Source organism: Corynebacterium sp. HMSC071B10 (assembly GCF_001814825.1).
Lineage (GTDB): Bacteria > Actinomycetota > Actinomycetes > Mycobacteriales > Mycobacteriaceae > Corynebacterium.
Genome location: NZ_KV817993.1, coordinates 85972 through 111841, shown reverse-complemented (window position 1 = coordinate 111841; position 25870 = coordinate 85972). Strand labels below are relative to the sequence as shown.

Below are 25870 nucleotides of genomic sequence, written 5' to 3'. Positions count from 1 at the left end.
GACGTGTCTACTTTCCGGGGGTCAGGCCCGAGTGCGGCCTTGAATTGTGCGCCGTCGACCGCGCTCATGGTGAACCAGCCGCGGGTGAGCGAGCCGTCTTCGCGCAGGTGGAGGCCTTTGGCTGGTGGCGTGGGGTTGATTTCGGTGTCTTTTTGGCCGGCGAGTGCTTCTTCGAGGCCGTGGTAGCCCAGTTCGATGGCAAGATCCACGAGGCGTTGTTCGTTTTCTTTATGGATGTGTTTGAGCAGGAGTCGGACAGTGGAGTAGTCGATTTTGCCTTGGTGGAAGGCTTCGCAGAGGTAGGCGAAGCGTCGGAGTTTGACCGCGACTGCGGTGTATTCGTAGGCGCGTGATTTTTTCATTCTGCAGTAGCGGATGAGCCAGACGGGGATGCTTTTGCAGGCGTATTCGCTTTGGATGTCACGCTCGCACAGTTGGCTAATGGCGGTAAGTACTTGGGCGTGGTGTTGGCTCAAGGAGGTGTAGTGTCCGATGATTTCTTCTCGGACCTGGGTCGGGGTCTTCGGTGGTGCTTTGGTGTCGGACATTGGCGTGGGCTCCCTTGGCGTGTGTTGGCGTGTTGTGGTGGTGTGTTGGTCGAATGTCTGCACGCTAACAAACGCTCCTAACATGGCCGCTTAGCATTTCGAACATGGCTGGTGAGCGCACGTTTCTGCCGGAGTTTGCAGTGTGTTTATATGGCTCGAACGTAGGGCCTTGTTTTCCGCCTGTGCGGAATTAGTCTGGGAGTCAGCTGGACGGGAGGCAGGGGGGCGAGATGCCCGTTGCGACTGAGCTTCGGCGAGCATCTGTCCGGCCAAACTTCCGCCCCTGCGGAATTAGTCTGGGAGTCCGCTGGGTGTGAGGGGGTGAGGTGCCGCTAACAGTCCGCCCCGGTTTTCCGCCTGTGCGGAATTAGTCTGGCAGTTTGCTGGGCAAGAAGGGGGGCGGCGAGGTATCTGGGACAGCGCCGCGTCGGCTGGCAAGAACTTCCGCCCCTGCGGAATTAGTCTGGCAACTCGCTGTATGGAGGTCAGTCGCTTCGCTATCGCAACCAGCGTCACGAAAAGCCAGGTAGGGGCATGGATTCGGTGCAGGGCGAAGCGTTCCGCTCGCCAACATTGCGCATTTAGACCGCTTGGTCTATTGTTGTTGAAGTTCCCGCCGCAACGCGTGCGCGCAGCACCCCGGTGCCTGCCCGTGATTCCGTGTGAGACCAGCGTTGTTGTCTGGTGGTTCCCAGTTGGCGCGGGTGCGTAATACACGTTATTGCTGCATCGAAAGAGGAGACCGTTTTGTCTACTGATCCCTACTACCGCTTGTTCACTAGTGAGTCTGTTACGGAAGGCCACCCGGACAAGATCTGTGACGCGATCTCGGACGCCATTTTGGACGATATGCTTCAGCAGGATCCGGCTTCCCGCGTTGCCGTCGAGACGCTCGTGACTACCGGTCAGGTGCACGTGGTCGGTGAGGTCAAGACGAGTGCGTACTCCAACATCGCCAAGATTGTCCGCGACAAGCTTGTGGGCATTGGTTTTACTTCTTCCGAGGTGGGCTTCGACGGTCGTACGTGCGGCGTCAACATTGCGATCGGGGACCAGTCGGCGGAGATCGCCGACGGTGTCACCACTTCGCAGGAGGTCCGCGAGCACGCCTCGGCGGAGGAAAATGACCAGGCTGGTGCGGGCGACCAGGGACTGATGTTCGGCTACGCCACGAACGAGCCCCCGGAGTACATGCCGCTGCCGATCGCCACCGCGCACCGCCTGGCCCGCCGCCTGACGGAGGTGCGCAAGATGGGCACGGTCGTGGGCTTGCGCCCGGACGGCAAGACCCAGGTGACCTTCGCGTACGACGGCGACCGCCCGGTTGCCCTCGACACCGTGGTCATTTCCACTCAGCACGACCCTGACTTCCACGGCGAGGCACTGCGGGAGGCGCTGCGCACGCAGGTGCTTGAGTGGGTGATCAAGGACGCGGGCCTCGAGCGCTTCTACACCGACGACACCAAGCTGCTGGTCAACCCCTCCGGTTCGTTCGTGCTCGGCGGCCCGATGGGGGATGCGGGGCTGACCGGTCGCAAAATCATCGTCGATACCTACGGTGGCATGGCGCGCCACGGCGGCGGTGCGTTCTCCGGCAAGGACCCCTCAAAGGTGGATCGCTCCGCTGCGTACGCCATGCGCTGGGTGGCCAAGAATATCGTCGCCGCGGGTCTTGCTGAGCGTGTTGAGGTGCAGGTTGCCTACGCGATCGGCCGCGCAAACCCGGTGGGCCTCTACGTGGAGACCTTCGGCACGGCAGCCGAGGGGCACACCGACGCGTCGATCCAGCAGGCGGTGGACAAGGTCTTTGACCTGCGTCCGGCCGCAATCATCCGTGACCTCGACCTGCTTCGCCCCATCTACGGGCAGACAGCCGCCTACGGCCACTTCGGCCGCACCGACGTGGAGCTGCCGTGGGAGCAGCTCAACAAGGTCGAGGAGCTCAAGGCCGCGACCCAGTAGCCACAACCGGCGGGGCAAGCCGAGGAGCAGCGCTGCGCTAGAATCTGGCACCATGTCCCAGCCTGCCGCTCGCTTTCCCGTCGCTCGGGTACTGCCGCTGCTTGGCTTGCCGCAGCTCGATCGCCCTTTCGACTACCTGGTCACCGAAGGGGAATCCGACGCGGCGCAACCGGGAGTGCGGGTGCGAATCCGCTTCGCCGGCCGCCTGGTGGACGCAATCGTCCTGGAGCGCACCGCCGCCTCCACGCACGAGGGCAGCCTCCGCTTCATCGAGCGGGTGATCTCGCCCGAGCAGGTCGCTCCAGAGCAGCTTCGCTCGCTTATCGACGCCTTAGCGCAGCGGTACGCCGGCGTCCGCTCAGACATCTACCGCGCCGCCATCCCGGCGCGCCACGCCAAGGCCGAGGAGACGGACACCTCGACGCCGTGGGCGCAGCTCGGCGAGGTGGCGGAGCCCGACCTGTCTGCCTGGAGCAGTTACGAATTCGGCGAGAGCTTCGTCGACGCGGTACTGGAAGGCAAGATGGCGCGCGCCGCCTGGCAGGTGGCTCCCGGCGACGATTGGGCGGGCGCGCTCGCGGCCCTGGGCGTCAAGCTTGCGCGTGACGGGGGAGGGGTGTTGATTGTGGTGCCGGATCAGCGTGACGTCGATAATTGCGAGCGAGCCTTTCGTGAGCTGGTCAGCGCGAAGCAGGTGACCACCTTGACGGCGAGCCAGGGCCCGCAGGCCCGGTATTCGCGCTACCTGTCGATTTTGCACGGGCAGGGCCGCATCGTGGTGGGCACGCGCTCGGCGGCGTTCGCGCCGGTACGCGACTTGCGGCTGATGGTGCTCATGCACGACGGCGATGCGAACCTGGTGGATCCCCGCGCGCCATACGTGCACGCGCGCGAGGTGCTCACCACCCGCTCCGCGATGGAACGAGTCCCGCTCGTACTTGGTGGATGGGCCCGCACGGCGGAGGCGCAGCTGTTCGTCGAGTCCGGCTGGATGCACGAACTGGTTGCGCCGCGCCCGGTGCTGCGCCAGCTCAGTCCGTACATCCACGCCGCGGGCGATTCCGATATCGCGCTCGAGAGGGACCCGCGGGCGCGGCACGCGCGCCTTCCCTCCGAGGCTTTCATGGCCGCCCGGCGCGCGCTCAAGCGCGGGACACCTGTGCTCTTTCAGGTGCCGCGCACGGGCTATATCCAGTCTTTGGCGTGCGGGCAGTGCCGGACGCCTGCCCGCTGCAGGTGGTGCAACGGGCCGCTCGGTCTGCCCTCGGGCGAAGAGGCGGCGGCCCCGACCTGCAGATGGTGCGGGCGGATGGACCCCGCGCACGTGTGCCCTGCGTGCGGCTCGCGGCGGGTGCGCGCCACGGTGCTGGGCACCGAGCGGACAGCAGAGGAGCTCGGCCGGGCGTTCGCGCAGTTCCGGGTGCGCACCTCTTGGGGTGACAAGGTGCTCGACGCGGTGCCTGGTGAGCCCGCGATTATCGTCGCGACGCCTGGGGCGGAGCCGCACGCGGAAGGAGGCTACGGCGCGGCGATCCTGTTGGATGTCTGGGCACTCCTGCACCGCCCGGACTTACGCGCAACTGAGGACACCTTTGCCAAGTGGCTGCAGGCGGCCACGCTCGTGCAACCGCACAGCGCGGGCGGCGAGGTCGTGGTCGTGGCAGATCCTTCGCTGCCGGTCGTGCAGCACCTCATCCGCTGGGACGCGGCGGGCCATGCGGCGTTAGAGCTGGCGCACCGCAGGGACGCGCGCTTTCCACCTGCGGTGCACATTGCCGTCGTGGATGCGCCACGGCACGCGCTCGAGGACTTCTTCGCGCACGTGGAGCTGCCCGAGCACGCGGAGGTGCTGGGCCCTGTCGACCTGCCCGCCGGGGTGACACTGCCGGGCGAGTGGGACGTGCCCCGTTACGGCGAGGCGCAGCGGATGCTCGTGCGATCCCCGCTGCGCGGACGCACCGAGCTCGGCCGGGCGTTGCGAGCGGGCGCGGTGCACCGGGCTGCGCGCAAGCAGACGCTGCCGTTGCGCATCCAGGTCAACCCGATTGACGTGGGGTAGTCCTTGCAGTGTGCTGGAGGGGTGGGTCAGTACACTTGGCAGACATGACTGCGCTGAGTTTGCGCCTTTTCGGCGATCCCATTCTCAAGACGGCTGCGCGCCCTGTCGCGGAGTTCGGCGACGGGCTGCGAAACGCCGCCGCGGAGATGCTGGACATTATGGATGCCTCCGGCGGGGTGGGGCTTGCGGCCAACCAGGGTGGCCTGGGCATCCGGTTGTTTGTTTTCGACTGCAACGGCATGCGCGGCCACCTGGTCAACCCGGTGTGGCACCAGGTGGGCGAAGAGACGCAGACTGGCGTCGAGGGTTGCCTGTCTGTCCCGGGTGTGCAGGGCACGATCACGCGCGCGGCGAATGTGCTGGCAACCGGGAATGACGTCCAGGGCCGGCCCGTGACAATCGCTGCCTCGGGGCTGCTTGCGCGGTGTATCCAGCATGAGACGGATCACCTGGACGGAGTCATGTTTATGCAGCGGATGGAACGCGAGGAGCGGAAAGCGGCAATGGCCGCGATTCACGCTTCCGAATGGTGGAAGGAGAACTAGATGCGAGTTGTATTCGCCGGCACCCCGGAGCCCGCGGTAGTGGCGCTGCAGCGGCTCATTGATTCCGAGCACGAGGTGGTCGCGGTGCTTACCCGGCCCGACGCCCGTCGTGGGCGGGGCAGGACGCTGCACCCCTCGCCGGTAAAGGCGCTAGCGCAAGAGCACGGCATCGAGGTGCTCACACCTGAGTCGCTGCGCGAGAACGACGAGGTGCGCGCGCGGCTGGCAGAGCTCGCCCCGGAGGCGATCCCAGTTGTGGCCTACGGCAACTTGATCCCCAAGGACATGCTGGGCATCGCCCCGCACGGGTGGGTCAACCTGCACTTTTCGCTGCTGCCTAGGTGGCGCGGCGCGGCCCCCGTGCAGGCAGCGATCCGGGAGGGGGATGCGACAACCGGCGCGACGACCTTCCGGATCGACGAGGGCCTGGATACCGGCGTGGTGCTCGCCACGCTCACCGAGGACATCGCGGCCGATGACACTGCGGACTCACTGCTGACACGCCTTGCTTACGCGGGCGCGGACCTGCTGGTTGAGACGATGACGGGGCTGGAAAACGGCACGCTTGCCCCAACCCCGCAGGAGGGCGAGGCGAGCTACGCACCGAAGCTCACCACCGACAACGCGCGCATTGACTGGCACGCGGCGGCAGAGCAGATCGACCGCGCGGTGCGCTCCCACACCCCCGGCCCGGGCGCGTGGACGACCTGGGACGGCCAGCGCGTCAAGGTGGGGCCGGTCAAGGTCGGCGAGACGGACTCGCTCGAACCCGGGCACGTGAGCGTCGAGAAGAACGAGGTGCGCGTGGGTACCGGGACCCAGGACGTGATCCTGACCACGGTGCAGCCGCCAGGGAAGAAGATGATGGCTGCGGCGGACTGGGGCCGCGGCTTGCAGCAGGACGTGGTAGCGCAAGGAGTGGTGTTTGAGTGAGTGGCGGATTTCGTTCCCGTGCCGCGGGTAGGCGTGAGCCGAAGAAGACCGCGCCGGCGGCGCGTAGGCGCGCACCGAAGCAGCAGCGGCAAGTAGCGATCAACGACCCGGCCCGCGAGGCGGCGCTGGAGGTGCTGCACCGCGTGGCAACGGACGGGGCCTACGCGAACCTGGTGCTGCCTGGTCTTTTGCGCGAGCGGCGCATCACCGGCCGCGACGCGGCCTTTGCCACCGAGCTGACCTATGGCGCGCTGCGCACCCAGGGCGTGCTCGATGCGGTGATCGCGGCGAATTCCTCCCGCGAGTTGGATAAGATCGACCCGTGGGTGCTCGCCGCCCTGCGCCTTGGCACATACCAGCTGCTGTACACGCGCGTCTCGCCGCACGCCGCGGTGGATACTACCGTGCGCCTCGTGGAGGCCGCGGGCCAGGGCAAGGCGAAGGGCTTTGCCAACGGCATCTTGCGCACCATTGGGCGCTCGACGCGCCAGCAGTGGTTCGACCGGCTCATGCCCTCGGACGCACTCGACGCGCTCGCCTTCGAGCACGCGCACCCGGCGTGGATCGCGCGCTCTTTCCGCACCGCGCTGGGTGCCCAGGCCGACGAGCTGGGTGCCGCGCTCGAGGCTGATTCGGCTCGCCCCGGTGTGCACCTGGTTGCGCGCCCCGGAGAGCTCAGCGCGGAGGAGCTCGCCCTGGCCGTCGGCGGCGAGCAGGGACGTTACTCGCCCTACGCCGTCTACCTCGATGAGGGGGACCCGGGTGAGCTTGCGCCGGTGCGCGAGGGGCTCGCCGCGGTGCAGGACGAGGGTTCGCAGCTCATCGCGCGCGCCGTCGCCGAGGTGTCGGTCGACGACGATCAAGGCCGTTGGCTTGACCTCTGTGCTGGTCCCGGCGGCAAGGCTGCGCTCATCGGCGCACTCGCGCGTATCGACGGCGCCACCGTCGATGCGGTCGAGCCCAGCAAACACCGCGCGGACCTGGTGCGCAAGGCGGTGAAGGGCCTGCCGGTCAACGTCCACACGGTGGACGGTCGCGACCCTGGCCTGAATCCCGGCTACGACCGCGTGCTGGTCGATGCCCCGTGCTCGGGGCTCGGTGCTTTGCGACGCCGCCCGGAAGCCCGCTGGACCAAGCAGGAAAGCGACATCGACGAGCTGGTTCCGCTGCAGAAGGCGCTGCTGGCCTCCGCGATCTCACTTACCCGTCCCGGCGGTGTCGTGATCTACTCGACCTGCTCGCCCGATGTGCGCGAGACACGCGGAGTGGTCGACGACGCGCTTGGGCGCGGCGAGGTCGAAGAGCTCGATGCGAGCCCGTACGCCTGCGGCATGACCGAAACCGGCGAGGCGCGCAGCGTGCAGATGTGGCCGCACCGCCACGGCACCGACGCAATGTTCTTCGCGGTGCTGCGGAAGAAGTAGGCTTAGCACCATGATCTACATCGCCCCATCAATTCTCGCCGCAGACTACGCAAACCTGGGCAACGACGTGCGCAAAGTGCCCAACGCGGACTTGATCCACGTGGACATCATGGATGGTCACTTCGTGCCTAACCTCTCCTTCGGCCCCGACGTGACTAAGGCCGTCGACGGTGTCACGGACCAGTTTCTGGACATGCACCTGATGATCGAAGACCCGGAGCGCTGGTTTCCCACCTACGTTCAGGCAGGCGGGGACCGCATGATCTTCCACGTGGAGGCAACCAGAGACCACGTGGCGGCGGGGCGGCAGTGCCGCGAGCTCGGCGTCCAGTCGGGCTTTGCGGTCAAGCCGGGCACTCCGATCGAGCCCTACCTGGACTCGGTGGGCGAGTTTGACCAGGTCATGGTGATGAGCGTGGAGCCCGGCTTCGGTGGGCAGAAGTTCATGCCGGAGGTGCTTGGCAAGGTCATGGCGCTGCGTGACCACATCAAAGCCGAGGGGCTCGACACGATCATTGGTATCGACGGCGGCATCGCGAACGCGACGATCGCGCAGGCGGCGGAGGCCGGCGTCGACGCCTTCGTGGCGGGCTCCGCGGTCTTCGGTGCGGACAACCCGGCCGAGGCGGTTGAGCGTCTGCGCGAGCTCGCCCAAGAGGCGCGCGGCGGTGCCAACTGAGTAACGTACGGCCGCATCCAGCCGCGGTAGAGGCGGGCATTGCCGCGGCGGTTTCCGCAGGTGAGAGCGTGCGGGGCACGACCTCGCCGAATCCGCCGGTTGGCTGCGCGATTATCGACGCCGCGGGGCACCTCATCGCCGTAGGCGCGACCTCGCCCGCCGGTGGCGCGCACGCCGAGGTCAACGCGTTGTCTGCTGCCGGCGATCGGGCGCAGGGCGCGACCGCGATTGTGACCCTCGAGCCCTGCGCGCACACGGGGCGCACGGGTCCGTGCACGTACGCGCTCATACAGGCGGGCGTAGCGCAGGTCATCTACCTCACCAAAGATCCGAACCCAGAGGCTGCTGGGGGTGCGGAAGTGCTTCGGCGTGCTGGGGTGCAGGTGGTGTACGAGGCGCGGGAGGTGGTGGCGCTGGGGGCGTGGTGGGCGTCGATAAGCATGCAGCGGCCCGCAGTGACCTGGAAGTATGCGGCGACCCTCGATGGGTTTACCGCTGCGGCCGATGGGACGAGCAAGTGGATTACTGGCGAGGCGGCGCGTGCGCACGTACACCTTGATCGGGCGCGGCGCGACGCGATCATCGTGGGTACCGGCACCGCACTCGCGGACGACCCGCAGCTCACCGCGCGACGCCCGGACGGCGAACTGTACCCCACCCAGCCGGAGCGCGTGGTGGTGGGCAGCCGCAAGGTCGCGGGCAACCTCGCGCGCCTCGGCTTTACGCAGTACCCGGATCCGGCAACCGCGCTGGCGGCGCTGTGGGAGCGCGGGGCGCGCGACGCGCTCGTTGAAGGCGGCGCGTCTCTTGCGCACAGCTTCGTGGCGGCGGGGCTCGTCGACCGCATCCAGGCGTATGTTGCCCCGGCGCTGCTCGGCGCTGGGCGCGGGGTGCTCGGTGGGCCGCTGGCCACGACGATGAGCCAGGCGCAGCGCTTCCGCATCGAGCGTGTGACACAGCTGGGTGAAGATGTGCTCATCGAGATGGCACGAAAAGATTTACTTGAGCAGGAGAAGTAGGCAGGATACGCAGTGTTTACCGGACTGATTGAAGAAGTCGGCACGATCGAGGCCGTGGAACTGGGCGAGACGGATGCGCGCGTGTGCATCCGCGCGCCGAAGGTGACCGAGGATGCGCGCAACGGCGACTCCATTGCCGTCGACGGTGTGTGCCTGACTGTGACCGGGCTGCCGGAGACGGTCGACGCGGGGCAGCCGCGCCCCGAGCGCTTCTGGGCTGACGTGATGCCCGAGACGATGCGGCGCACCCGGCTCGGGCTGGCGAACCAGGAAGGGACGCGGGTGAACCTTGAGCGGGCGCTGAAAGTGGGCGATCGGTTAGGTGGGCATATTGTGCAGGGCCACGTGGATGGCGTGGCCGAGCTGCTGTCGCGCACGCCGGGGCCGCGCTGGGACGTGCTGCGCTTCAGCTTGCCGGAGGGCCTGCGCCGCTACGTGGCGGAGAAGGGCTCGATCGCGGTCAACGGCACCTCGTTGACCGTGTCTGCGGTGGGGGACGACTTCTTCGAGGTTTCGCTGATCCCGACCACGCTGGCAGAAACCACCGCGGGCGAGCTGCGCGTTGGTGATCCGGTGAACCTGGAGGTCGACCAGGTAGCCAAGTACGTGGAAAATATGGTGCGGGCTAAGGTAAACCACTATGAGTAACGGTTCCCGCTTGGATGCTGTCGAGGATGCCATCGCCGCCATTGCCCGCAGTGAAGCGGTGGTTGTGGTGGATAATGAGGATCGGGAAAACGAGGGCGACCTCATCTTCGCCGCTGAAGCCGCCACGCCCGAGCTCGTGGCCTTCATGGTGCGCTACACCTCCGGCTACATCTGCGTCGCCCTGGAGAACGAGGACGCCGATCGGCTCGATCTGCCGCCGATGGTGGCGCGCAACCAGGACGCCCGCGGCACCGCCTACACCGTGACCGTGGACGCGGCGACCGGCACGACCGGCATTTCCGCGACCTCGCGCGCCGAGACGCTGCGCCGACTCGCCAGCGCCGAGACCACCGTGAACGACTTCACCCGCCCGGGACACGTGGTGCCGCTGCGCGCCCGGCCCGGCGGCGTGCTCGCCCGCGACGGGCACACCGAGGCCAGCGTGGATCTCGCCCGGATGGCGGGGCTGCGTCCGGCGGGCGCGCTGTGCGAGATCGTCTCCGAGCAGGACCCGACGGATATGGCCCGCTTCGACGAGCTGCGCGAATTCGCCGACACCCACGGCCTGGTGATGATCTCGATTGACCAGCTCATTGCGTATCGACGCCGCCACGAACGCTTCGTCTCTCGCGTCACCGAGACGCGCCTGCCCACCGAGTTCGGCGAGTTCCACGCCGTGGGCTACCGCAACGACATCGACGGCACCGAACACGTCGCGCTCATCGCTGGTGATCCAGCGCAGCTCGCTAGTGCCGACGACGTGCTCGTGCGCGTACACTCCGAGTGCCTGACCGGCGACGCCTTCGCCTCGGCCCGCTGCGACTGCGGCCCGCAGCTGCACGAGTCCATGCGCCGCATCCACGAATCCGGCCGCGGCGTGGTGGTCTACGTCCGTGGCCACGAAGGCCGTGGGATCGGCCTGCTGGCCAAGCTGCAGGCCTACGCGCTGCAGGACCAGGGCCTTGACACGGTGGATGCAAACTTAGAGCAGGGGCTGCCTATCGACGCCCGCGAGTACTCAGTCGCCGGCCAAATCCTTGCCGACCTGGGCATCGAATCCATGCAGCTGCTGTCCAACAACCCGGACAAGGTGCACGCGCTCAGCGGGTTTGGCCCGCAGGTTGCCGGCCGCACCCGGATTGAGATCGTGCCCTCGCACGACAACATCGGCTACCTGCGCACCAAGCGCGACCGGATGGGGCATGACCTGCCGGGCGTTGCGCAGTGGTTGGATGCGCACACGCCGACTGCCGGTGGCGGTGCGCCTTCGGCGGGCTGACTGCACGTATTCTCAAAAGACGCCTGTCTATAGAAGCGACGACTCGAATGGAGTGGAAAACTTATGGCCTCCTCTGGTGAGCCGGAACCCTATTCGCCGCAGGCTGAGGGCCTGACGGTGGCAATTGTGTCCACGCGCTGGAATGCGCGGATCGTCGATACCCTGCGCGAGCGAGCGCTGGCCACGGCGCGCGAGCTCGGCGCGAAGGCCGACGAGTACTTGGTGGACGGCGCAATGGAACTGCCCGTGGTGGTGCAGGCCTGCGCCCGCCGCTACGACGCCGTGGTGGCGCTCGGCTGCGTGATCCGCGGCAAGACGCCGCACTTCGAAGTCGTCTGCGACTCGGTGACCAGCGGGCTGACCCGCGTCGCCCTCGACGAGGGCACGCCCGTGGGCAACGGTGTGCTCACCGTGGAAGATGAGGACCAGGCCTACGAGCGCTCCGGTGGTGAGGACGCCAAGGAGGACAAGGGCGAGGCCGCAGTTCGCGCGGCGCTCGGCGCGGCGGTAGAGCTGGGAAAGGTGCGCGCGCTGCGCGCCCGTGACTAGGATCCCAAGGTAGTTGACGGTAGCGCAGGCTCGACGTGCGGGCCGCGGGAAGGAAAGGACGTTCGCGTGACAGGGGAGACAGGGTCCACTGGCGGTTCCGGGGCAACGGGGGAGGTAAACGACGCGCAGCATGCGACGCAGACGCGCAAGCTGAGCGACGAGGAGCTCGTCTACCTCAACGCCCTCGACCCCCACGCGCTGACCTCGACGAAGCCTTGGGAGCTCACCGTCAAGTCGCGCTTCTTGCGCCGTGTGGCCGTCGCGTGGATCGTGCTGGTTATGGCGGTGCACTTCTTCATGGCCTCGGTCGTGGACGTGGAGTTCACCGGCGTTGCCATTACCGGGATCGATAAGTTCGCCTTCGTTGGCGTCGGCATCGTCATCTCGATCGTGTCCTGGATCTGCCTGACTCGGCCGCGCGTCCGCGTCAACGAGGACGGGGTGGAAGTAGCCAACATCATCGGCACGCGCTTCTACCCTTGGCTGGTGATTTACGGGCTGTCCTTCCCCAAGGGCGCGCGCATGGCGCGCCTGGAGCTGCCAGAGTTTGAGTACGTGCCCCTGTGGGCGATCCAGGCGGGGGACAAGGAGCACGCGCTTGAGACCGTCGCAAAGTTCCGCGACCTCGAGGCGAAGTACATGCCGGAGGACACCGCGGCATAAGCAGCGCACAACGGAAAGGGACGAGCTGATTGGCAAACCCGCAGGACTACCGCCCGGCGACAGGCACGATTCCCACCGACCCGGGCGTGTATAAATTCCGCGACGCGAACGGGCGCGTCGTGTACGTGGGCAAGGCAAAGAACCTGCGCTCGCGGCTGAACAACTACTTCCAGCCCCCGGAGCACCTACACCCGCGGACCCGGCAGATGGTCTTTACCGGCGCATCCGTGGAATGGACGGTGGTCTCCAGCGAGGTGGAAGCACTCCAGCTCGAGTACACCTGGATTAAAAAGTTCGACCCCTGGTTCAACGTGATGTACCGGGACGACAAGACGTACCCGATGCTCGCGGTGAGCGTGCGCGAGCGCTTCCCCCGCGCCTTCTTCTACCGTGGGCCGAAACGCAAGGGAGTGCGCTACTTCGGCCCGTACTCACATGCGTGGGCCGTGCGCGAAACGCTCGACCTGCTCACGCGCGTCTTTCCCATCCGCACCTGCAGCAATGGTGTGTACAACCGTCACGAGTCGCTGGGCAGGCCATGCTTGCTCGGCTACATCGACAAGTGCGCCGCACCCTGCGTCGGGCGCGTAGACGAGGAAGAGTACGCGGCGATCGTCGCCGGCTTCCTCGGCTTCATGTCCGGCAACACGGACGCGCTCGTGCGCGGGATGACGCGCCAGATGGAAGAGGCCGCGGAAAACCTCGAGTTTGAGAAGGCGGCGCGACTGCGCGACGACCTGGGCGCAGTCAACAAGGTCATGGAGCGCCAGACCGTGGTGCTGAGCCAGGATACGGACGCCGACATCATCGCCTTTGATACCGACGAGCTCGAAGCCGCCGTCCAAATCTTCAATGTACGCGGCGGGCGCATCCGCGCGCAGCGTGGCTGGGTGGTGGAGAAGACCGGCGACGAACCTGGCTCCACCGAGCGTCTCGAGGAGGGCGACAAGGACCCGGCGCTGCCCGTGCTCATGCAGAATTTCCTGGTGCAGTACTACTCGGATGCCGTTGAGCGGCAGCGTCAGGAACAGGAGGAAGACCGCAAGCGCGAGGAAGAGAAGATCCAGCGGCGCGGGGTAGACCAGGAATCGTGGGCGTCGATACGCACCCCGCAGCCCGTGCCCCGCGAGATCCTCGTCGCCGAGATACCGGACGAGCTGGCCGAGGTCACAGAGCTGCTCGAGGGCCTGCGCGGCGCGCAGGTGGACATCCGCGTGCCGCAGCGTGGCGACAAGGCCGCGTTGATGGAAACGGTGCGCAAAAACGCGGTCGAGGCCCTGCACCAGCACAAGCTCAAGCGTGTCGGCGACCTCACCGCGCGCTCGCAGGCCCTGCAGGACATCCAGGATGCGCTGGGGATGCAAGAAGCCCCGTTGCGCATGGAGTGCACCGATATCTCGCACATCCAGGGCACCGACGTGGTCGCCTCGCTTGTCGTCTTCGAGGATGGCCTGCCGAAGAAGCAAGATTATCGACGCTACCGCATCAAGGAAGCCGCCGGCGACGGCCGCTCCAACGACGTCGGCTCGATCGCCGAGGTCACCCGCCGCAGGTTCAAGCGCTACAACGAGGACAAGCTGGCCAACCCTGACGAAGAAAGCGCGGCGCTGATGTTCGCCGAGGAGGCCGCCGAGGTCGAGACCACGGACAACAAGCGCTTTGCCTACCCACCGCAGCTCTACATTGTCGACGGCGGCAAGCCACAGGTCGACGCCGCGCAGGTTGTCTTCGACGAGCTCGGTATCGTCGACGTCCAGCTCATCGGGCTAGCGAAGCGGCTGGAAGAGGTCTGGGTGCCCGACGACGACGAGCCGGTGATCCTGCCGCGCAACTCCGAGGGTATGTACCTGCTCCAGCAGATCCGCGATGAGGCGCACCGCTTCGCCATCACCTACCACCGTCAGCAGCGCTCCAAGCGGATGCGCGCCTCTGCGCTTGACGCGATCCCCGGACTCGGGCCCGCGCGGCGCACGGAGCTGGTGAAGCACTTCGGGTCCGTGAAGAAGATCAAGGCGGCTTCCGTGGAGGAGATTCAAGAGGTCGACGGCGTGGGTCCGAAGCTCGCCGCGACGATCTACGAGCACCTGCACCAGGGCAACTAAGGGGCAACTTAGGGCCGAAAGCCGCCCGCGTGCGTGCGTCGGCTCGGTTAGGATGTGGTGTATGACGCAGTCGCACCAGCATCAGACCCAACCTGCGGGCCAATCGGGCAACGCAGCGCAAGTTTTGCACCCCGTCATCATCACCGGGCTGTCCGGCGGTGGCCTGTCCACGGCGGCGAAGATCTTCGAGGACAAGGGCTACTTCGTCTCCCAGAACCTGCCGCCGCAGCTCATCCTGGAGCTGGTGGAGATGTCCACCGGTGAGCAATCGCCTGTGGCGAAGGTGGCGGTGGTCACCGACGTGCGTGCGCGCATGTTCAATGGCTCGTTGATGGAGACGATCTCCAAGATCAAGGAGGGCGGCTACAACCCCTTCGTGCTCTACCTCGAAGCGCGCGACGGGGTGCTCATCCAGCGCTTCGACTCGGTGCGCCGCACGCACCCCCTGCAGGGCAAGGACACGCTCAAGCACGGCATAGAGCGGGAACGCAAAGAGCTGGAACCGGTGCGCGAGATCGCCGATGTGATCATCGATACCACCAATCAGTCGGTGCATGACCTGCGGCGTTCGATCGAGGCGTCGATAGGCGAGCTGGCCTCCGGACGCCAGCACGTCACCGTGGAATCCTTCGGGTTTAAGCACGGCTCGCCGCGCGATGCGGACCTGATCGTGGATGTCCGCTTCCTGCCGAACCCGTACTGGGTGGAAGAGCTGCGCGAGTTCCGCGGGGTGGACAAGCCGGTCTCCGACTACGTGCTTGGCCAAGCCGATGCGGAGCCGTTTATTGAAAACTTCGTGCGCCTGCTCGGCAGCACGCTCGACGGCTACCGCCACGAGGGGAAAGACTTCATCACCGTCGGTATCGGCTGCACGGGTGGGCACCACCGCTCGGTGGCAGTGGCCGAAGAGGTCGGGCGGCGGCTGCGGAAGAAGCCGCAACTGGATGTCAGCGTGTTGCACAGAGACTTGAAGAGGCACTAGGTGCCGCGGTTCTTTAACTTCCCAGCGTGAAAGGAGAAAGCGATGAGCTCGTCTACTGAGCGTCTTGCTTTGACCTGCCTGGGTGGTGGTCACGGCCTGTACCAGACCCTGCTCGCCGCCCGCGAAGCCGAGGCCACGGAGATTAACGCCGTGGTCACTGTTGCCGACGATGGGGGATCCTCCGGGCGGCTGCGCCGGGAGTTTCCCATCATCCCGCCGGGGGATCTGCGTATGGCGCTCGCCGCGCTGACCGCTGACGACGAGGAGGGCACGCTGTGGCAAGAGGCGCTGCAGCACCGCTTTGGCGGCAACGGCGTGATGGCCGGGCACCCGCTGGGCAACCTCATGCTGGTAAGCCTGGCTGAGAAGTTCGGCGGGATGCAGAACGCCCTCGACATTGTGGCGCGGTGGACTCGCTCGGTCGGTCGCGTGATCCCGATGAGCCCGCGGCCGCTGGATATCGAGGCGGATGTCTCCGGGCTGGACGATGATCCGCGGGTGCTGCGCTCGGTGCGCGGACAGGCCGCCGTGGCGTCGACCTCGGGCGAGGTGCGCCGCGTGCGCCTGTTGCCGGACCGGCCGGAGGCCTCGCCTGAGGCGATTGAGGCGATCCGTTCCGCCGACATCGTCACCATTGGTCCGGGTTCCTGGTTCTCCTCGGTGCTGCCGCACCTTTTGGTGCCGGGCATCGTGGAGGCGCTGAACTCTACCGACGCGATGGTGGTCGTCATGCTCAACCTCTTGCCCCAGGCGGGCGAGACCTTAGGGTTTAGTACCGAGCGCCACATCCAGGTGTTTAACCAGCACGCGCCGGAGCTGCGCGTCGACTACTTCCTGGCCGACAACCATATCTCGCCCTCAGAAGGTGAGCGTCGGCACCTGCAGCGTGCCGCGCAGCAGGTGAGCGCCGGAATCGCGTTTCGCGACGTCCACATTCCCGCCCCGGAGGGCGAGCAGGTGGACAAGCACGACCCTGCCAAGTTGGCGGAGGCGATTTTGGAGTTGTACCGGGCGCGCTAGAATCAAGCGTCGATACGCGCGCCCTCGCTGAGTACAGCTGAGGTAGGTGCGCGCGCCTGTGTGTGCTCATACAGGCCAACGAGAGATGAACAGAAAGGGGACGGCAACGGTGGCGCTGACCGCGAAAGTCAAAGACGAGCTGCTCAACGTTCGCCTCACGCATGCGAGTGCGCAGATTGCGGAGGCCACCGCCATGATCCGCTACGCGGGCAGCTACCAGGACACACCGCAGGGCATTGCGCTGGTCGTGGAGTTCGCGGAGGAGCAGGTTGCGCGCCGGCTGGTGACGTTGCTGCACGCCACCACCGGGATCGAGGCGGAGATGGACATCATTGCCCCGGGGTCCGCGACCAAGGAGCGCAAGTGCGTCGTCACTGTGCGCCGCGGGATGCGCGACGTGGTGCGGAAGCTGCGCCTGGTCACCGCATCAGGCCACCCAGTCGTCGGCATGCCGCACACGATCGTCTCCGGCCCAGTCGCGGACGTCGAGGCCGCGTGGCGCGGTGCGTTTTTGGCGCGCGGCTCGCTGACGGAGCCGGGCAGGACTTCGGCGCTCGAGGTCGCGTGCCCGTCGGAGGAGTCCGCGCTCGCGCTCGTGGGCTTGGCGCGCCGGCTGGATATTCCGACGCGGACCAAGGAGACGCGGGGAGTGGAGCGCGTCTACATCCGTGACGGGGAGACCATCGGTATTTTGCTTAGCCGGATGGGCGCGCCGCTTTCGCGCCTGGAGTGGGACGAGAAGCGCCGCCGCAAGCAGCTGCGTGCGCGCTCGGGGCAGCGCCTCGCTACCTTTGATGACGCCAATACCCGTCGCTCCGCGCAGGCGGCTGCGACCGCGGCGCGCCGTGTGGAGCGCGCGATGGACATTCTCGGCGACGATGTGCCTGAGCACCTCGCGGAGGCGGGGTACCTGCGGGCCGAGCACCGGCACGCCTCCCTGGAGGAGCTGGGCAAGCTGGCGGACCCGCAGATGACTAAGGATGCGGTGGCGGGGCGCATCCGGAGGCTGTTGTCGCTTGCGGATAAGCGTGCGAAAGAGCTGGGAATTCCGCCAACGACGGCAGGGATCGACGAGGAAAAGTCGCACGAATCCGAAATGTGACATATTGCACACGGAAATAATGTAGTTACGTCAACTATTAAAGGTGTGCTCATTGTCGGTGTGGTGCCCGAACGACGGGGGAGGATGTCGGCAAAGCGTGTGGTGACGCGAAGAATCGGGCACCGATGATCGGGGAGAAACGGCATTTGTACCCCCGGTTTTGCGTACCTTTCTGGTTCGCTCAAATCGCGCGTGCGGAGCCGTCCAGGAGCCATGCAGGGTTGAGGGTGCATCGCTACACTGGGCACCGACAGGCGAAAAGGAAGCCGAATCGCCCGGTAACCCTGCAGGTAGCAACGGGTTTGAACCGCAGGCGGGTAGGCGCCAGGAGCCTGAACCTAGGGGCGCAGCGTGTGCCCCGTAGAACTCGACTCAGCAGAGGAGTATTAGACAGTGACTACTCGTATTGGCATCAATGGCTTCGGTCGTATCGGTCGCGCAGCGTTCCGCATCATCCAGGATGAGTACCAGGGCGAGCTCGAGGTTGTGAAGATCAACGACCTCACCGACAACGAGACCCTTGCACACCTGATGAAGTACGACACCGCGTACGGCCAGTTCGGCCACGAGGTGGAGTTCGACGATAGCTCCATCAGCGTTGACGGCCGCCGCATCGAGGTCTCCGAGGAGAAGGACCCGTCCAAGCTGGCTTGGGGCGACGCAAACGTTGACATCGTGCTCGAGTGCACCGGCGTGTTCCGCTCCGGCGACACCGCAAAGGCACACCTGGATGCTGGTGCGAAGAAGGTCATCATCTCTGCTCCTGGCAAGGATGTTGATGGCACCTACGTGTGGGGCGTCAACCACACCGACTACACCAACGACAAGAACATCATCTCCGCCGCATCCTGCACCACCAACTCGCTCGCACCGCTGGCAAAGGTGCTGGACGAGGAGTTTGGCATCAAGTCCGGTCTGATGACCACCATCCACGCTTACACCGGCGACCAGCGCATCCAGGATGCACCGCACAAGGACCTGCGCCGCGCCCGTGCCGCTGCTCAGAACATCGTGCCGACCACCACGGGTGCTGCAAAGGCAGTGGCGCTGGTTCTGCCTGAGCTGGAGGGCAAGCTGGATGGTTTCGCTATGCGCGTGCCCACCATCACCGGCTCCGCAACCGACCTGACCGTGCAGCTGAACAAGGACGCCACGGCAGAGGAGATCAACGCTGCGGTGAAGAAGGCCACCGAGGACGAGGTGCTCGGTACCGCCATGCTCTACACCGAGGATCCGATCGTTTCCTCCGACATCATCGGCAACAGCCACGGTGCAATCTTTGATGCTGGCATGACCCGCGTCATCGACAACAACCTGGTCAAGGTCATCTCCTGGTACGACAACGAGTGGTCCTACACCTCCCAGTACGTCCGTATGACCAAGCACGTCGCTGACAACCTCTAAACCCCGCGCGGTTCAGCTGATGGGCCCGGTGCGTGCACATCGCATGCACCGGGCCTTCGGCGTAAAACTGCGTATCATGTCCCCCGTAGACACACTTATCAAGGAGCATTCACCGATGACTACGCAAACACTGCAGCAGCTTCTCGACGAGGGCGTGGACGGCCGCCACGTCATCGTCCGATCCGACTTCAACGTCCCGCTCGACGAGGACGGCAACATCACCGACGCCGGTCGCATCGACGCCTCCCTGCCCACCCTGCGCGCCCTGCTTGACGGCGGCGCAAAGGTGATCGCGATGGCGCACCTGGGCCGCCCGAAGGGCGAGGTCAACCCGGCCTTCTCGCTCCAGCCGGTGGCAGAGGCGCTGTCCGAGCGCCTGGGTCAGTTCGTCGCGCTCGCAGGCGACGTCTCTGGCGAGGACGCGCACGAGCGCGCCAACGGCCTGACCGAAGGCGAGATCCTGCTGCTGGAGAACGTCCGCTTCGACCCGCGCGAGACCTCCAAGGATGAGGCGGAGCGCGAGGAGTTCGCAGCTGAGCTGGCCGACTTGGCCGCAGACAACGGTGCTTTTGTCTCCGATGGCTTTGGCGTGGTCCACCGCGCACAGGCCTCGGTGTACGACATTTCGAAGAAGCTCCCGGCCTACGCCGGCTACCTGGTGGAGAAGGAGGTCTCCACGCTGTCGGCAGTCAAGGATGCCCCGGAGCACCCCTACGTTGTCGTCCTCGGCGGGTCCAAGGTTTCGGACAAGCTCGGCGTGATTGAGGCGCTGGCGGCAAAGGCCGACAAGGTCGTCATCGGTGGCGGCATGTGCTACACCTTCCTCGCGGCACAGGGGCACAACGTGCAGAACTCCCTGCTGCAGGAAGACATGATTGCCACCTGCAAGGAGCTCATCGAGCGCTACGGGGACAAGCTGGTCCTCCCGGTCGACCTCGCCGTTGCGGAGAAGTTTGACAAGGACGCGGCCAAGGAGACCTTCGATCTGGACAGCATCCCGGAGGGCTGGCTGTCGCTGGACATCGGCCCGGAGACCGCGAAGCTCTACGCTTCCGCCATCGAGGATTCCAAGACCGTGTTCTGGAACGGCCCGATGGGCGTGTTCGAGTTCCCGCAGTTCGCTGACGGCACCAAGGCTGTCGCCGAGGCCATGATTGCTGCAACCAAGAACAACGACTCCTTCACCGTCGTCGGCGGTGGCGACTCCGCAGCGTCTGTGCGCACCCTCGGCCTGGATGAGGATGGGTTCTCCCACATCTCCACCGGCGGCGGTGCCTCCCTCGAGCTCATCGAGGGCAAGGAGCTGCCAGGCGTCGTCGTTCTGTCCAAGTAGTCCCGGACCCCGGTACCTAGAAGAGAGGAACACAGACTTATGGCACGCAAGCCACTTATTGCCGGCAACTGGAAGATGAACCTTGACCACCTTGAGGCCATCTCCAGCGCCCAGAAGCTCGCTTTTGCCTTCCCGAAGGATGGCTACGAGCTTGTCGACGTTGCGCTGACCGTCCCGTTCACGGACCTGCGCTCGATCCAGACGCTCGTGGAGGGCGACAAGCTGCAGATCACCTATGGCGCGCAGGATGTCTCCCAGCACGATAACGGTGCGTACACCGGCGAGATTTCCGCCGCCATGCTGGAGAAGCTCGGCTGCACTTGGGTGGTTGTCGGCCACTCCGAGCGCCGCCAGTACCACAACGAGAGCGACGAGCTGGTCGCTGCGAAGGCGAAGAAGGCGCTTGCACACGGCATCTCGCCGATCGTGTGCGTGGGCGAGCCGCTGGAGGTCCGCGAGGAAGGCAAGCACGTCAGCTTCGTGGAGGAGCAGACCCGCGCCTCTCTGGCTGGCCTGAGCACCGAGGAGCTCAACCGCACCGTCATCGCTTACGAGCCGGTGTGGGCCATCGGCACCGGTAAGGTCGCTTCCGCAGAGGACGCGCAGGAAGTTTGCCACGCGATCCGTGAGCTCGTCCGCGAGCTTGCCGACGATGCGACGGCCGACGGCATCCGCATCCTCTACGGCGGCTCCGTCAAGACCGAGACCGTCGCCGAGATCGTCGGGCAGCCGGACGTCGACGGTGGCTTGGTCGGCGGTGCCTCGCTGAAGGGCGAGGACTTTGCCAAGCTGGCGGCCGCAGCCGCAAACGCCGTCGCCTAACGCCGGGCGGACACGCGCGCGTCGTGTGTCCGCCGTAAGGCTTTGCGTGGTGATGGTGTAGGCTAATGCAGGTTGAACAATTATTCCCCAAAGTGAAAGTGGAGGATCGCCCCACATGACGTTGGCTCTGGAGATCGTGCTCGTAATCGCATCGGTGCTTGCGACCGTGTTCGTCCTGCTCCACAAGGGTAAAGGCGGCGGCCTGTCGAGCCTCTTCGGCGGCGGCGTGCAGTCCAACCTGTCCGGCTCCACCATCGTGGAGAAGAACCTGGACCGCTACACCATCGTGATCTGCCTGATCTGGATCGCGTGCATCGTCGCGCTGAACCTGATGCAGACCTACTCCGCGTAGAGACCTCTACTGCGTAGAGCCCCTCCCAGTTCGCTGGGAGGGGCTCACTGCGTTTTGTGGCTAGCGCTACAACTCGCCTGCCGCATCCTCTGAGACGAAGAGCACCGTCTCGTGGCTGCCGCGCGCGCCAGCTGCGGGCCAGTCCTCGGGCGACGCCCCGCGGGCAACGTGGCCTGCGGCCTCGGCCTTCTCCGCACCGGAGACGAGTAGCCACACGCGCTCGGCGCTGCGGACCGCGGGCAGGGTGAGCGTGGCGCGCTCTGCGGGTGGCTTCGGGGAGTCGGTCACCGCCAAGGCCCGTGCGCGGGACTCGCGCACTGCGTCTGTGTCCGGGAACAGGGAGTTGATGTGTCCCTCGCCGCCCATACCCAGCAGGTGGAGGTCGAAGCCGCGCGGCGCGTACTCGTCGAGCGCGCGCTCGTACGCGACAACTGCCTCGTCCATCTCGTCGCCGTCGAGGCCCCAACCGTGGATGCGCTCGGCGGGCACGCCGAGCGGGTCGAGCAGCGCGTCGCGCGCCTGGCCCTCGTTGGAGTCTGGGTGTGTTGCGGGCACGTTGCGCTCGTCGCCGAAGAAGAACTCGATGCGCGCGAAGTCCACATCGCTGCTGCCTGCGCGCTCGCCAAGTTTCGCGAGCAGCTCGATGCCGGCGGTGCCACCGGTGAGCACGACGCGGGGGATACCGTCGCCGTGCAGCCCGCCGGCGGCATCGGCCTGGATTGCTGCGAGCAGTGTGAGCAGCCGCTCAGCCGTGGCGTCGACGAGCGCGGGACGATCCGCAACGCGCGCCACGTCAACCACGTGCGCGGGCGCGGAGTCTGCCTCGCGCACCAGCGTGGTGGCCTTGAGGGCGCGGGCGTAGGTGACGTCGTCGTCCAAATGGCGCAGCTCCTCGGTCAGGCAGGACGCGTCCGAGCGCGCGCCGAGTGCGACATGCGAGGCGGGGCTGCCGGGGACCGCCACGCGTGCGGTGTGCGCGTCGAGGACGTCGACGGTGATATCGCCTTTCTCGCAGTGCAGCGCCAGGTGCTCGACGGGCACGCCCTTGCGCGGCTGCGCAACGGGGGAGCAGGTGACCTCCACGTCGAGGCAGGCCGCGAGCCACCCGGCTGCCAGCAGGACGGCGGGGTCGGCAGGGGCGCCGGCGATGGAGACCGACTGCACCGGATCATCCGCGTAGCGGTCCAAGGCCGAGGCGACGACCCCGCGCCAGGGCGTGATGCGAGACCAGGCCATGTCCGAGTCACCAGGGTGGTAGCCCTCGACGAGTGTGCGCAGCGGTTCCGCGGAGTCGTCGGCACGCGCGTTGGTGATGCGGCGCTGTGCGATCGCGCCGAGCTGCGAGGCCACTGGCTTCGCAGGTGCCTGCCCGGGCCACCACGCCACGATCGGGGTATCGGGAAGGAGCAGGGGAGTGACCACCGCGTCGAGGTGGCCGGTGAGCTCGCCGAAGAGCCGCATGACCACCATTTCGGAGGCACCGGAGTGCGCGGCGATGATGAGGTCGGCGTTCATGCTGGTGGGCGCCGAGGCGTCGCCAAGCAGCAGCACGATCACGCGGGCCGGGTTCTCCCTGGTAGCGGCGCGGACCGTCTCGAGGATTGCCTCCGAATCCTCGGTCTCAGGCGCGGCGACGAGCAGCGTGAGCACGCGGCCCGTGGCCATGGAGAAGTTCTCCTGCGCCTTGAGCAGCGCGCCTGCGATCTGGCGGGTAGTGGTGTCCGGCAGCGAAATAATCACGAAGCAACCTTCTTTCTGCGTTTAGGGGCGACGCCAGGTGCGGCCGTCTTTTTCCAGCATGCGGTCGGCGGACGCCGGACCCCAGGTACCGGCCTCGTACTCGTCGGGCTCGCCGTGCTCGTCCCAATACTCCAGGATTGGGTCGAGGATCTCCCAGCTGCGCTCGACCTCGGAGTTGGTGGGGAAAAGGCTAGACTCGTCCAACAGTGCGTCGAGGATGAGACGTTCGTAGGCCTCGGGCGACTGCTCGGTGAAGGCCTCGGAGTAGGAGAAGTCCATGTTCACGTCGCGCACCTCCAGGCCCACGCCCGGCACCTTGGAACCGAAGCGCATGAGCACGCCCTCGTCCGGCTGCACGCGGATGACCACGGCGTTGTTGGTCAGCAGGTTCGTCTGATCCGGGTAGAAGGGCTGGTACGGCGGGCGCTTGAACACCAGCGCAATCTCTGTCACGCGGCGTCCGAGCCGCTTGCCGGTGCGCAGGTAGAAGGGCACACCGGCCCAGCGCCGCGAGTTGATCTCCAACGTGCAGGCGGCAAAGGTCTCCGTCTTCGAGTCCGGATCGAAGCCTTCTTCCTCGCGCAGTCCCACCACCGGCACAGACCCCTGCAGGCCTGCGGTGTACTGGCCGCGGGCCGTCGTCTCGGAAAAGGGGCCGGTGGGGGAGGTCGCGCGCAGGACCTTGAGTTTCTCAGCGCGCAGCTGGCGCGGGGAAAACGAGGTCGGCTCCTCCATCGCCACGAGCGCGAGCAGCTGGATGAGGTGGTTCTGGATCACATCGCGAGCAGCGCCGATGCCGTCGTAGTAGCCGGCGCGGCCGCCAAGCCCGATGTCCTCGGCCATGGTGATCTGCACGTGGTCGATGAAGTTCGCGTTCCAAATGGGCTCGAAGAGCTGGTTAGAAAAGCGCAGCGCCATGATGTTCTGCACGGTCTCTTTGCCCAGGTAGTGGTCGATGCGGAACACCGCGTGCTCCGGAAAGACCGTGTTGACCACCTTATTCAGTTCCATTGCCGAAGCCAGGTCGTGCCCAAAGGGCTTCTCGATGATCACGCGGCGCCACTGATCTTCAGCAGGCTTGGCCATCCCGCAGCGGTCGAGCTGGTGCACCACACCCGCGAAGTGCTCAGGGGGCACCGAGAGGTAGAAAGCCCAGTTCCCGTCAACGCCCTGCCGGCGGTCCGCCTCGGCCAGGGTCGAGGCAAGGGCATCGAAGGCGGCATCGTCGTCGAATGCGCCGGAGACGAAATGCATCCCGTCGGCAAGCCGGTCCCAGACGTTTTGGTCAAACTCGGTGCGGGCGCGCGCCTGCACAGCCTCGCGCACGTAGTCCTGGAATTCCTGCTTCGACCAGTCGCGCCTGCCGAACCCCACGAGCGCAAAGCCTGCGGGCAGCAGGCCGCGGCTTGCCAGGTCGTAGACCGCCGGCAGCAGCTTCTTGCGCGCCAAATCGCCGGTCACCCCGAAAATCACCAGGCCGGAGGGGCCAGCAATACGGGGCAATCGCTTATCGACGGCCGAGCGCAGCGGATTGCCCCGCTGCACCTGTGCTTCCCTGTCTTCGTTCACCTTCGACGCGTCTCCTTTACTTCGCCGCGTTGAGCTTTTCCTCGGTGGAGTCAAGCAGCTCCTGCCACGCCGTGACAAACTTCTCCACGCCCTCGCGCTCGAGGACTGCCACGACATCGTCCAAATCGATGCCGACCTTCTCCAGCCCGGCAAAGACTTCGCGGGCGTTCTCGTCGGCGTAAGTCAAGGTGTCACCCTTGAGCTGGTCCATCTCGTTGACCACGTTGATGGTATCCATCGGCATTGTGTTGACCGTGTCTGGGCCTGCGAGCTCGACAACATACATGTTCTGCGGGTACTCGGGGTTCTTCACACCGGTCGAGGCCCACAGCGGGCGCTGCTTGTTTGCGCGCGGCGGCAGCTCGTCGACGTCGTTGAAGGAGTCCAGGAACAGGTGGTAGGCCAGGCGCGCGTTAGCGATACCTGCCTTGCCGCGTAGCGCGAGCGCCTCCGGCGTACCGATGGTCTCAAGCCGCTTATCCACCTCGACGTCCATGCGCGAGACGAAGAAGGAGGCGACGGAGTGGATCTCCTCGAGGTCGCGCCCCTGCTGGGCGGCGAGCTCCAGGCCCTTCTTGTAGGCGTCGATGACCTGCTTGTAGCGCTCCACAGAGAAGATCAGGGTGACGTTCACGCTGATGCCCTCTGACAGCGCGGTGGTGATCGCGGGCAGCGACTCGTCGGTGGCCGGGATCTTGATCATCGCGTTCGGGCGGGCCACCTGCTTCCACAGTTCGCGCGCCTGGTTGATCGTCTTCTCCTCATCGTGCGCGTAGCGGGGATCTACCTCGATGGAAACGCGCCCGTCGCGGCCGTGCGTGTCCTGGTAGACCCCGGCGAGCACGTCGCAGGCTTCCTGCACATCAAGGATGCTCATGCGGTAGACGGCTTCCTCCGCGGTGACGTTCTCTGCGCGCAGCTCCTCGAGCTGGCGGTCGTAGTCGCCGCCGGCGCTAATCGCCGCGGAGAAGATCGCCGGGTTGGTGGTAATGCCTAAGATGTTGCGCTCCAGCAGGAACAGGTCGAAGTTCTCGGTGCCGTGGAGCAGGTCGCGGGAGAGGTCATCGAGCCACACGGAGGTCCCGATGTCGTAAATACGGTTGGTCGCGACCATCGCGTGCTTGCCGTTGTGGTTC

The 25870-nt window shown here is 66.1% G+C and carries 23 protein-coding genes; 19 read left to right on the top strand and 4 right to left on the bottom strand.

Features of this window, described 5'->3' with window-relative positions:
* A partial coding sequence (locus HMPREF2990_RS03640) for a hypothetical protein (RefSeq protein WP_141757788.1) occupies positions 1-548 on the bottom strand: 548 nt, incomplete at its 3' end.
* Between the two features lie 747 nt (positions 549-1295).
* Here HMPREF2990_RS03640 and metK point away from each other — a divergent pair.
* The 19 genes from metK (at position 1296) to secG (ending at position 21425) form a co-directional block, all read left to right on the top strand.
* Entirely contained in the window at positions 1296-2510 is a 1215-nt protein-coding gene (metK, locus tag HMPREF2990_RS03635) for a methionine adenosyltransferase (RefSeq protein ID WP_070762742.1), read from the top strand.
* A gap of 52 nt (positions 2511-2562) precedes the next feature.
* Positions 2563-4569 carry a primosomal protein N' gene (locus tag HMPREF2990_RS03630; RefSeq protein ID WP_070762741.1) on the top strand — a complete coding sequence of 669 codons (2007 nt, stop codon included), beginning with the start codon at positions 2563-2565 and terminating at the stop codon, positions 4567-4569.
* A gap of 44 nt (positions 4570-4613) precedes the next feature.
* The gene (gene def, locus HMPREF2990_RS03625; protein ID WP_070762740.1) at positions 4614-5114 is read left to right on the top strand and encodes a peptide deformylase; all 501 of its coding nucleotides are present in this window, start codon (positions 4614-4616) and stop codon (positions 5112-5114) included.
* Complete coding sequence (gene fmt, locus HMPREF2990_RS03620; protein ID WP_070762739.1) at positions 5115-6047, top strand: methionyl-tRNA formyltransferase; 933 nt, start codon at positions 5115-5117, stop codon at positions 6045-6047.
* The gene (locus tag HMPREF2990_RS03615; RefSeq protein ID WP_070762738.1) at positions 6044-7471 is read left to right on the top strand and encodes an RsmB/NOP family class I SAM-dependent RNA methyltransferase; all 1428 of its coding nucleotides are present in this window, start codon (positions 6044-6046) and stop codon (positions 7469-7471) included. The genes fmt and HMPREF2990_RS03615 overlap by 4 nt, the downstream gene beginning before the upstream one ends.
* Before the next feature lie 10 nt (positions 7472-7481).
* The gene (rpe, locus tag HMPREF2990_RS03610) at positions 7482-8150 is read left to right on the top strand and encodes a ribulose-phosphate 3-epimerase (RefSeq protein WP_038590773.1); all 669 of its coding nucleotides are present in this window, start codon (positions 7482-7484) and stop codon (positions 8148-8150) included.
* Positions 8147-9169 carry a bifunctional diaminohydroxyphosphoribosylaminopyrimidine deaminase/5-amino-6-(5-phosphoribosylamino)uracil reductase RibD gene (gene ribD / locus HMPREF2990_RS03605; RefSeq protein ID WP_070762737.1) on the top strand — a complete coding sequence of 341 codons (1023 nt, stop codon included), beginning with the start codon at positions 8147-8149 and terminating at the stop codon, positions 9167-9169. Before rpe ends, ribD begins: the two co-directional genes overlap by 4 nt.
* Before the next feature lie 12 nt (positions 9170-9181).
* The gene (locus HMPREF2990_RS03600; RefSeq protein WP_070762736.1) at positions 9182-9817 is read left to right on the top strand and encodes a riboflavin synthase; all 636 of its coding nucleotides are present in this window, start codon (positions 9182-9184) and stop codon (positions 9815-9817) included.
* Positions 9810-11096, top strand: coding sequence for a bifunctional 3,4-dihydroxy-2-butanone-4-phosphate synthase/GTP cyclohydrolase II (locus HMPREF2990_RS03595; protein ID WP_070762735.1), 1287 nt, complete (start codon positions 9810-9812; stop codon positions 11094-11096). Before HMPREF2990_RS03600 ends, HMPREF2990_RS03595 begins: the two co-directional genes overlap by 8 nt.
* Before the next feature lie 63 nt (positions 11097-11159).
* Positions 11160-11645 carry a 6,7-dimethyl-8-ribityllumazine synthase gene (ribH, locus tag HMPREF2990_RS03590; protein ID WP_070762734.1) on the top strand — a complete coding sequence of 162 codons (486 nt, stop codon included), beginning with the start codon at positions 11160-11162 and terminating at the stop codon, positions 11643-11645.
* A gap of 66 nt (positions 11646-11711) precedes the next feature.
* Positions 11712-12308, top strand: coding sequence for a PH domain-containing protein (locus tag HMPREF2990_RS03585; protein ID WP_083316987.1), 597 nt, complete (start codon positions 11712-11714; stop codon positions 12306-12308).
* Between the two features lie 29 nt (positions 12309-12337).
* Complete coding sequence (gene uvrC, locus HMPREF2990_RS03580) at positions 12338-14410, top strand: excinuclease ABC subunit UvrC (protein ID WP_070762733.1); 2073 nt, start codon at positions 12338-12340, stop codon at positions 14408-14410.
* Positions 14411-14471: 61 nt separating this feature from the next.
* Positions 14472-15392, top strand: a complete 921-nt coding sequence (rapZ, locus tag HMPREF2990_RS03575) for an RNase adapter RapZ (RefSeq protein WP_083316986.1) — start codon at positions 14472-14474, stop codon at positions 15390-15392.
* Positions 15393-15434: 42 nt separating this feature from the next.
* Entirely contained in the window at positions 15435-16412 is a 978-nt protein-coding gene (gene yvcK, locus HMPREF2990_RS03570; protein WP_070762732.1) for a gluconeogenesis factor YvcK family protein, read from the top strand.
* A gap of 85 nt (positions 16413-16497) precedes the next feature.
* Entirely contained in the window at positions 16498-17514 is a 1017-nt protein-coding gene (gene whiA / locus HMPREF2990_RS03565) for a DNA-binding protein WhiA (RefSeq protein ID WP_083316985.1), read from the top strand.
* A 393-nt stretch (positions 17515-17907) separates the two neighbouring features.
* Positions 17908-18918, top strand: coding sequence for a type I glyceraldehyde-3-phosphate dehydrogenase (gap, locus tag HMPREF2990_RS03560; RefSeq protein ID WP_070762730.1), 1011 nt, complete (start codon positions 17908-17910; stop codon positions 18916-18918).
* Between the two features lie 115 nt (positions 18919-19033).
* Positions 19034-20251 carry a phosphoglycerate kinase gene (gene pgk / locus HMPREF2990_RS03555; RefSeq protein WP_070762729.1) on the top strand — a complete coding sequence of 406 codons (1218 nt, stop codon included), beginning with the start codon at positions 19034-19036 and terminating at the stop codon, positions 20249-20251.
* 39 nt (positions 20252-20290) lie between these two features.
* Complete coding sequence (gene tpiA / locus HMPREF2990_RS03550; protein ID WP_070762728.1) at positions 20291-21073, top strand: triose-phosphate isomerase; 783 nt, start codon at positions 20291-20293, stop codon at positions 21071-21073.
* A 115-nt stretch (positions 21074-21188) separates the two neighbouring features.
* Positions 21189-21425, top strand: coding sequence for a preprotein translocase subunit SecG (gene secG, locus HMPREF2990_RS03545; RefSeq protein WP_070762727.1), 237 nt, complete (start codon positions 21189-21191; stop codon positions 21423-21425).
* 66 nt (positions 21426-21491) lie between these two features.
* Here the strand turns inward: secG and pgl are convergent, their stop codons facing one another.
* From pgl to tal, 3 genes are read right to left on the bottom strand one after another with little or no spacing between them, the layout of a single operon-like run.
* Positions 21492-23165 (bottom strand): 6-phosphogluconolactonase, encoded by a 1674-nt coding sequence (pgl, locus tag HMPREF2990_RS13325; RefSeq protein WP_070762726.1) that lies wholly within the window; start codon positions 23163-23165, stop codon positions 21492-21494.
* 21 nt (positions 23166-23186) lie between these two features.
* Positions 23187-24734, bottom strand: coding sequence for a glucose-6-phosphate dehydrogenase (gene zwf, locus HMPREF2990_RS03535; RefSeq protein WP_070762725.1), 1548 nt, complete (start codon positions 24732-24734; stop codon positions 23187-23189).
* Positions 24735-24750: 16 nt separating this feature from the next.
* Positions 24751-25848 (bottom strand): transaldolase, encoded by a 1098-nt coding sequence (gene tal, locus HMPREF2990_RS03530; RefSeq protein ID WP_070762755.1) that lies wholly within the window; start codon positions 25846-25848, stop codon positions 24751-24753.
* Between the last annotated feature and the right edge of the window lie 22 nt (positions 25849-25870).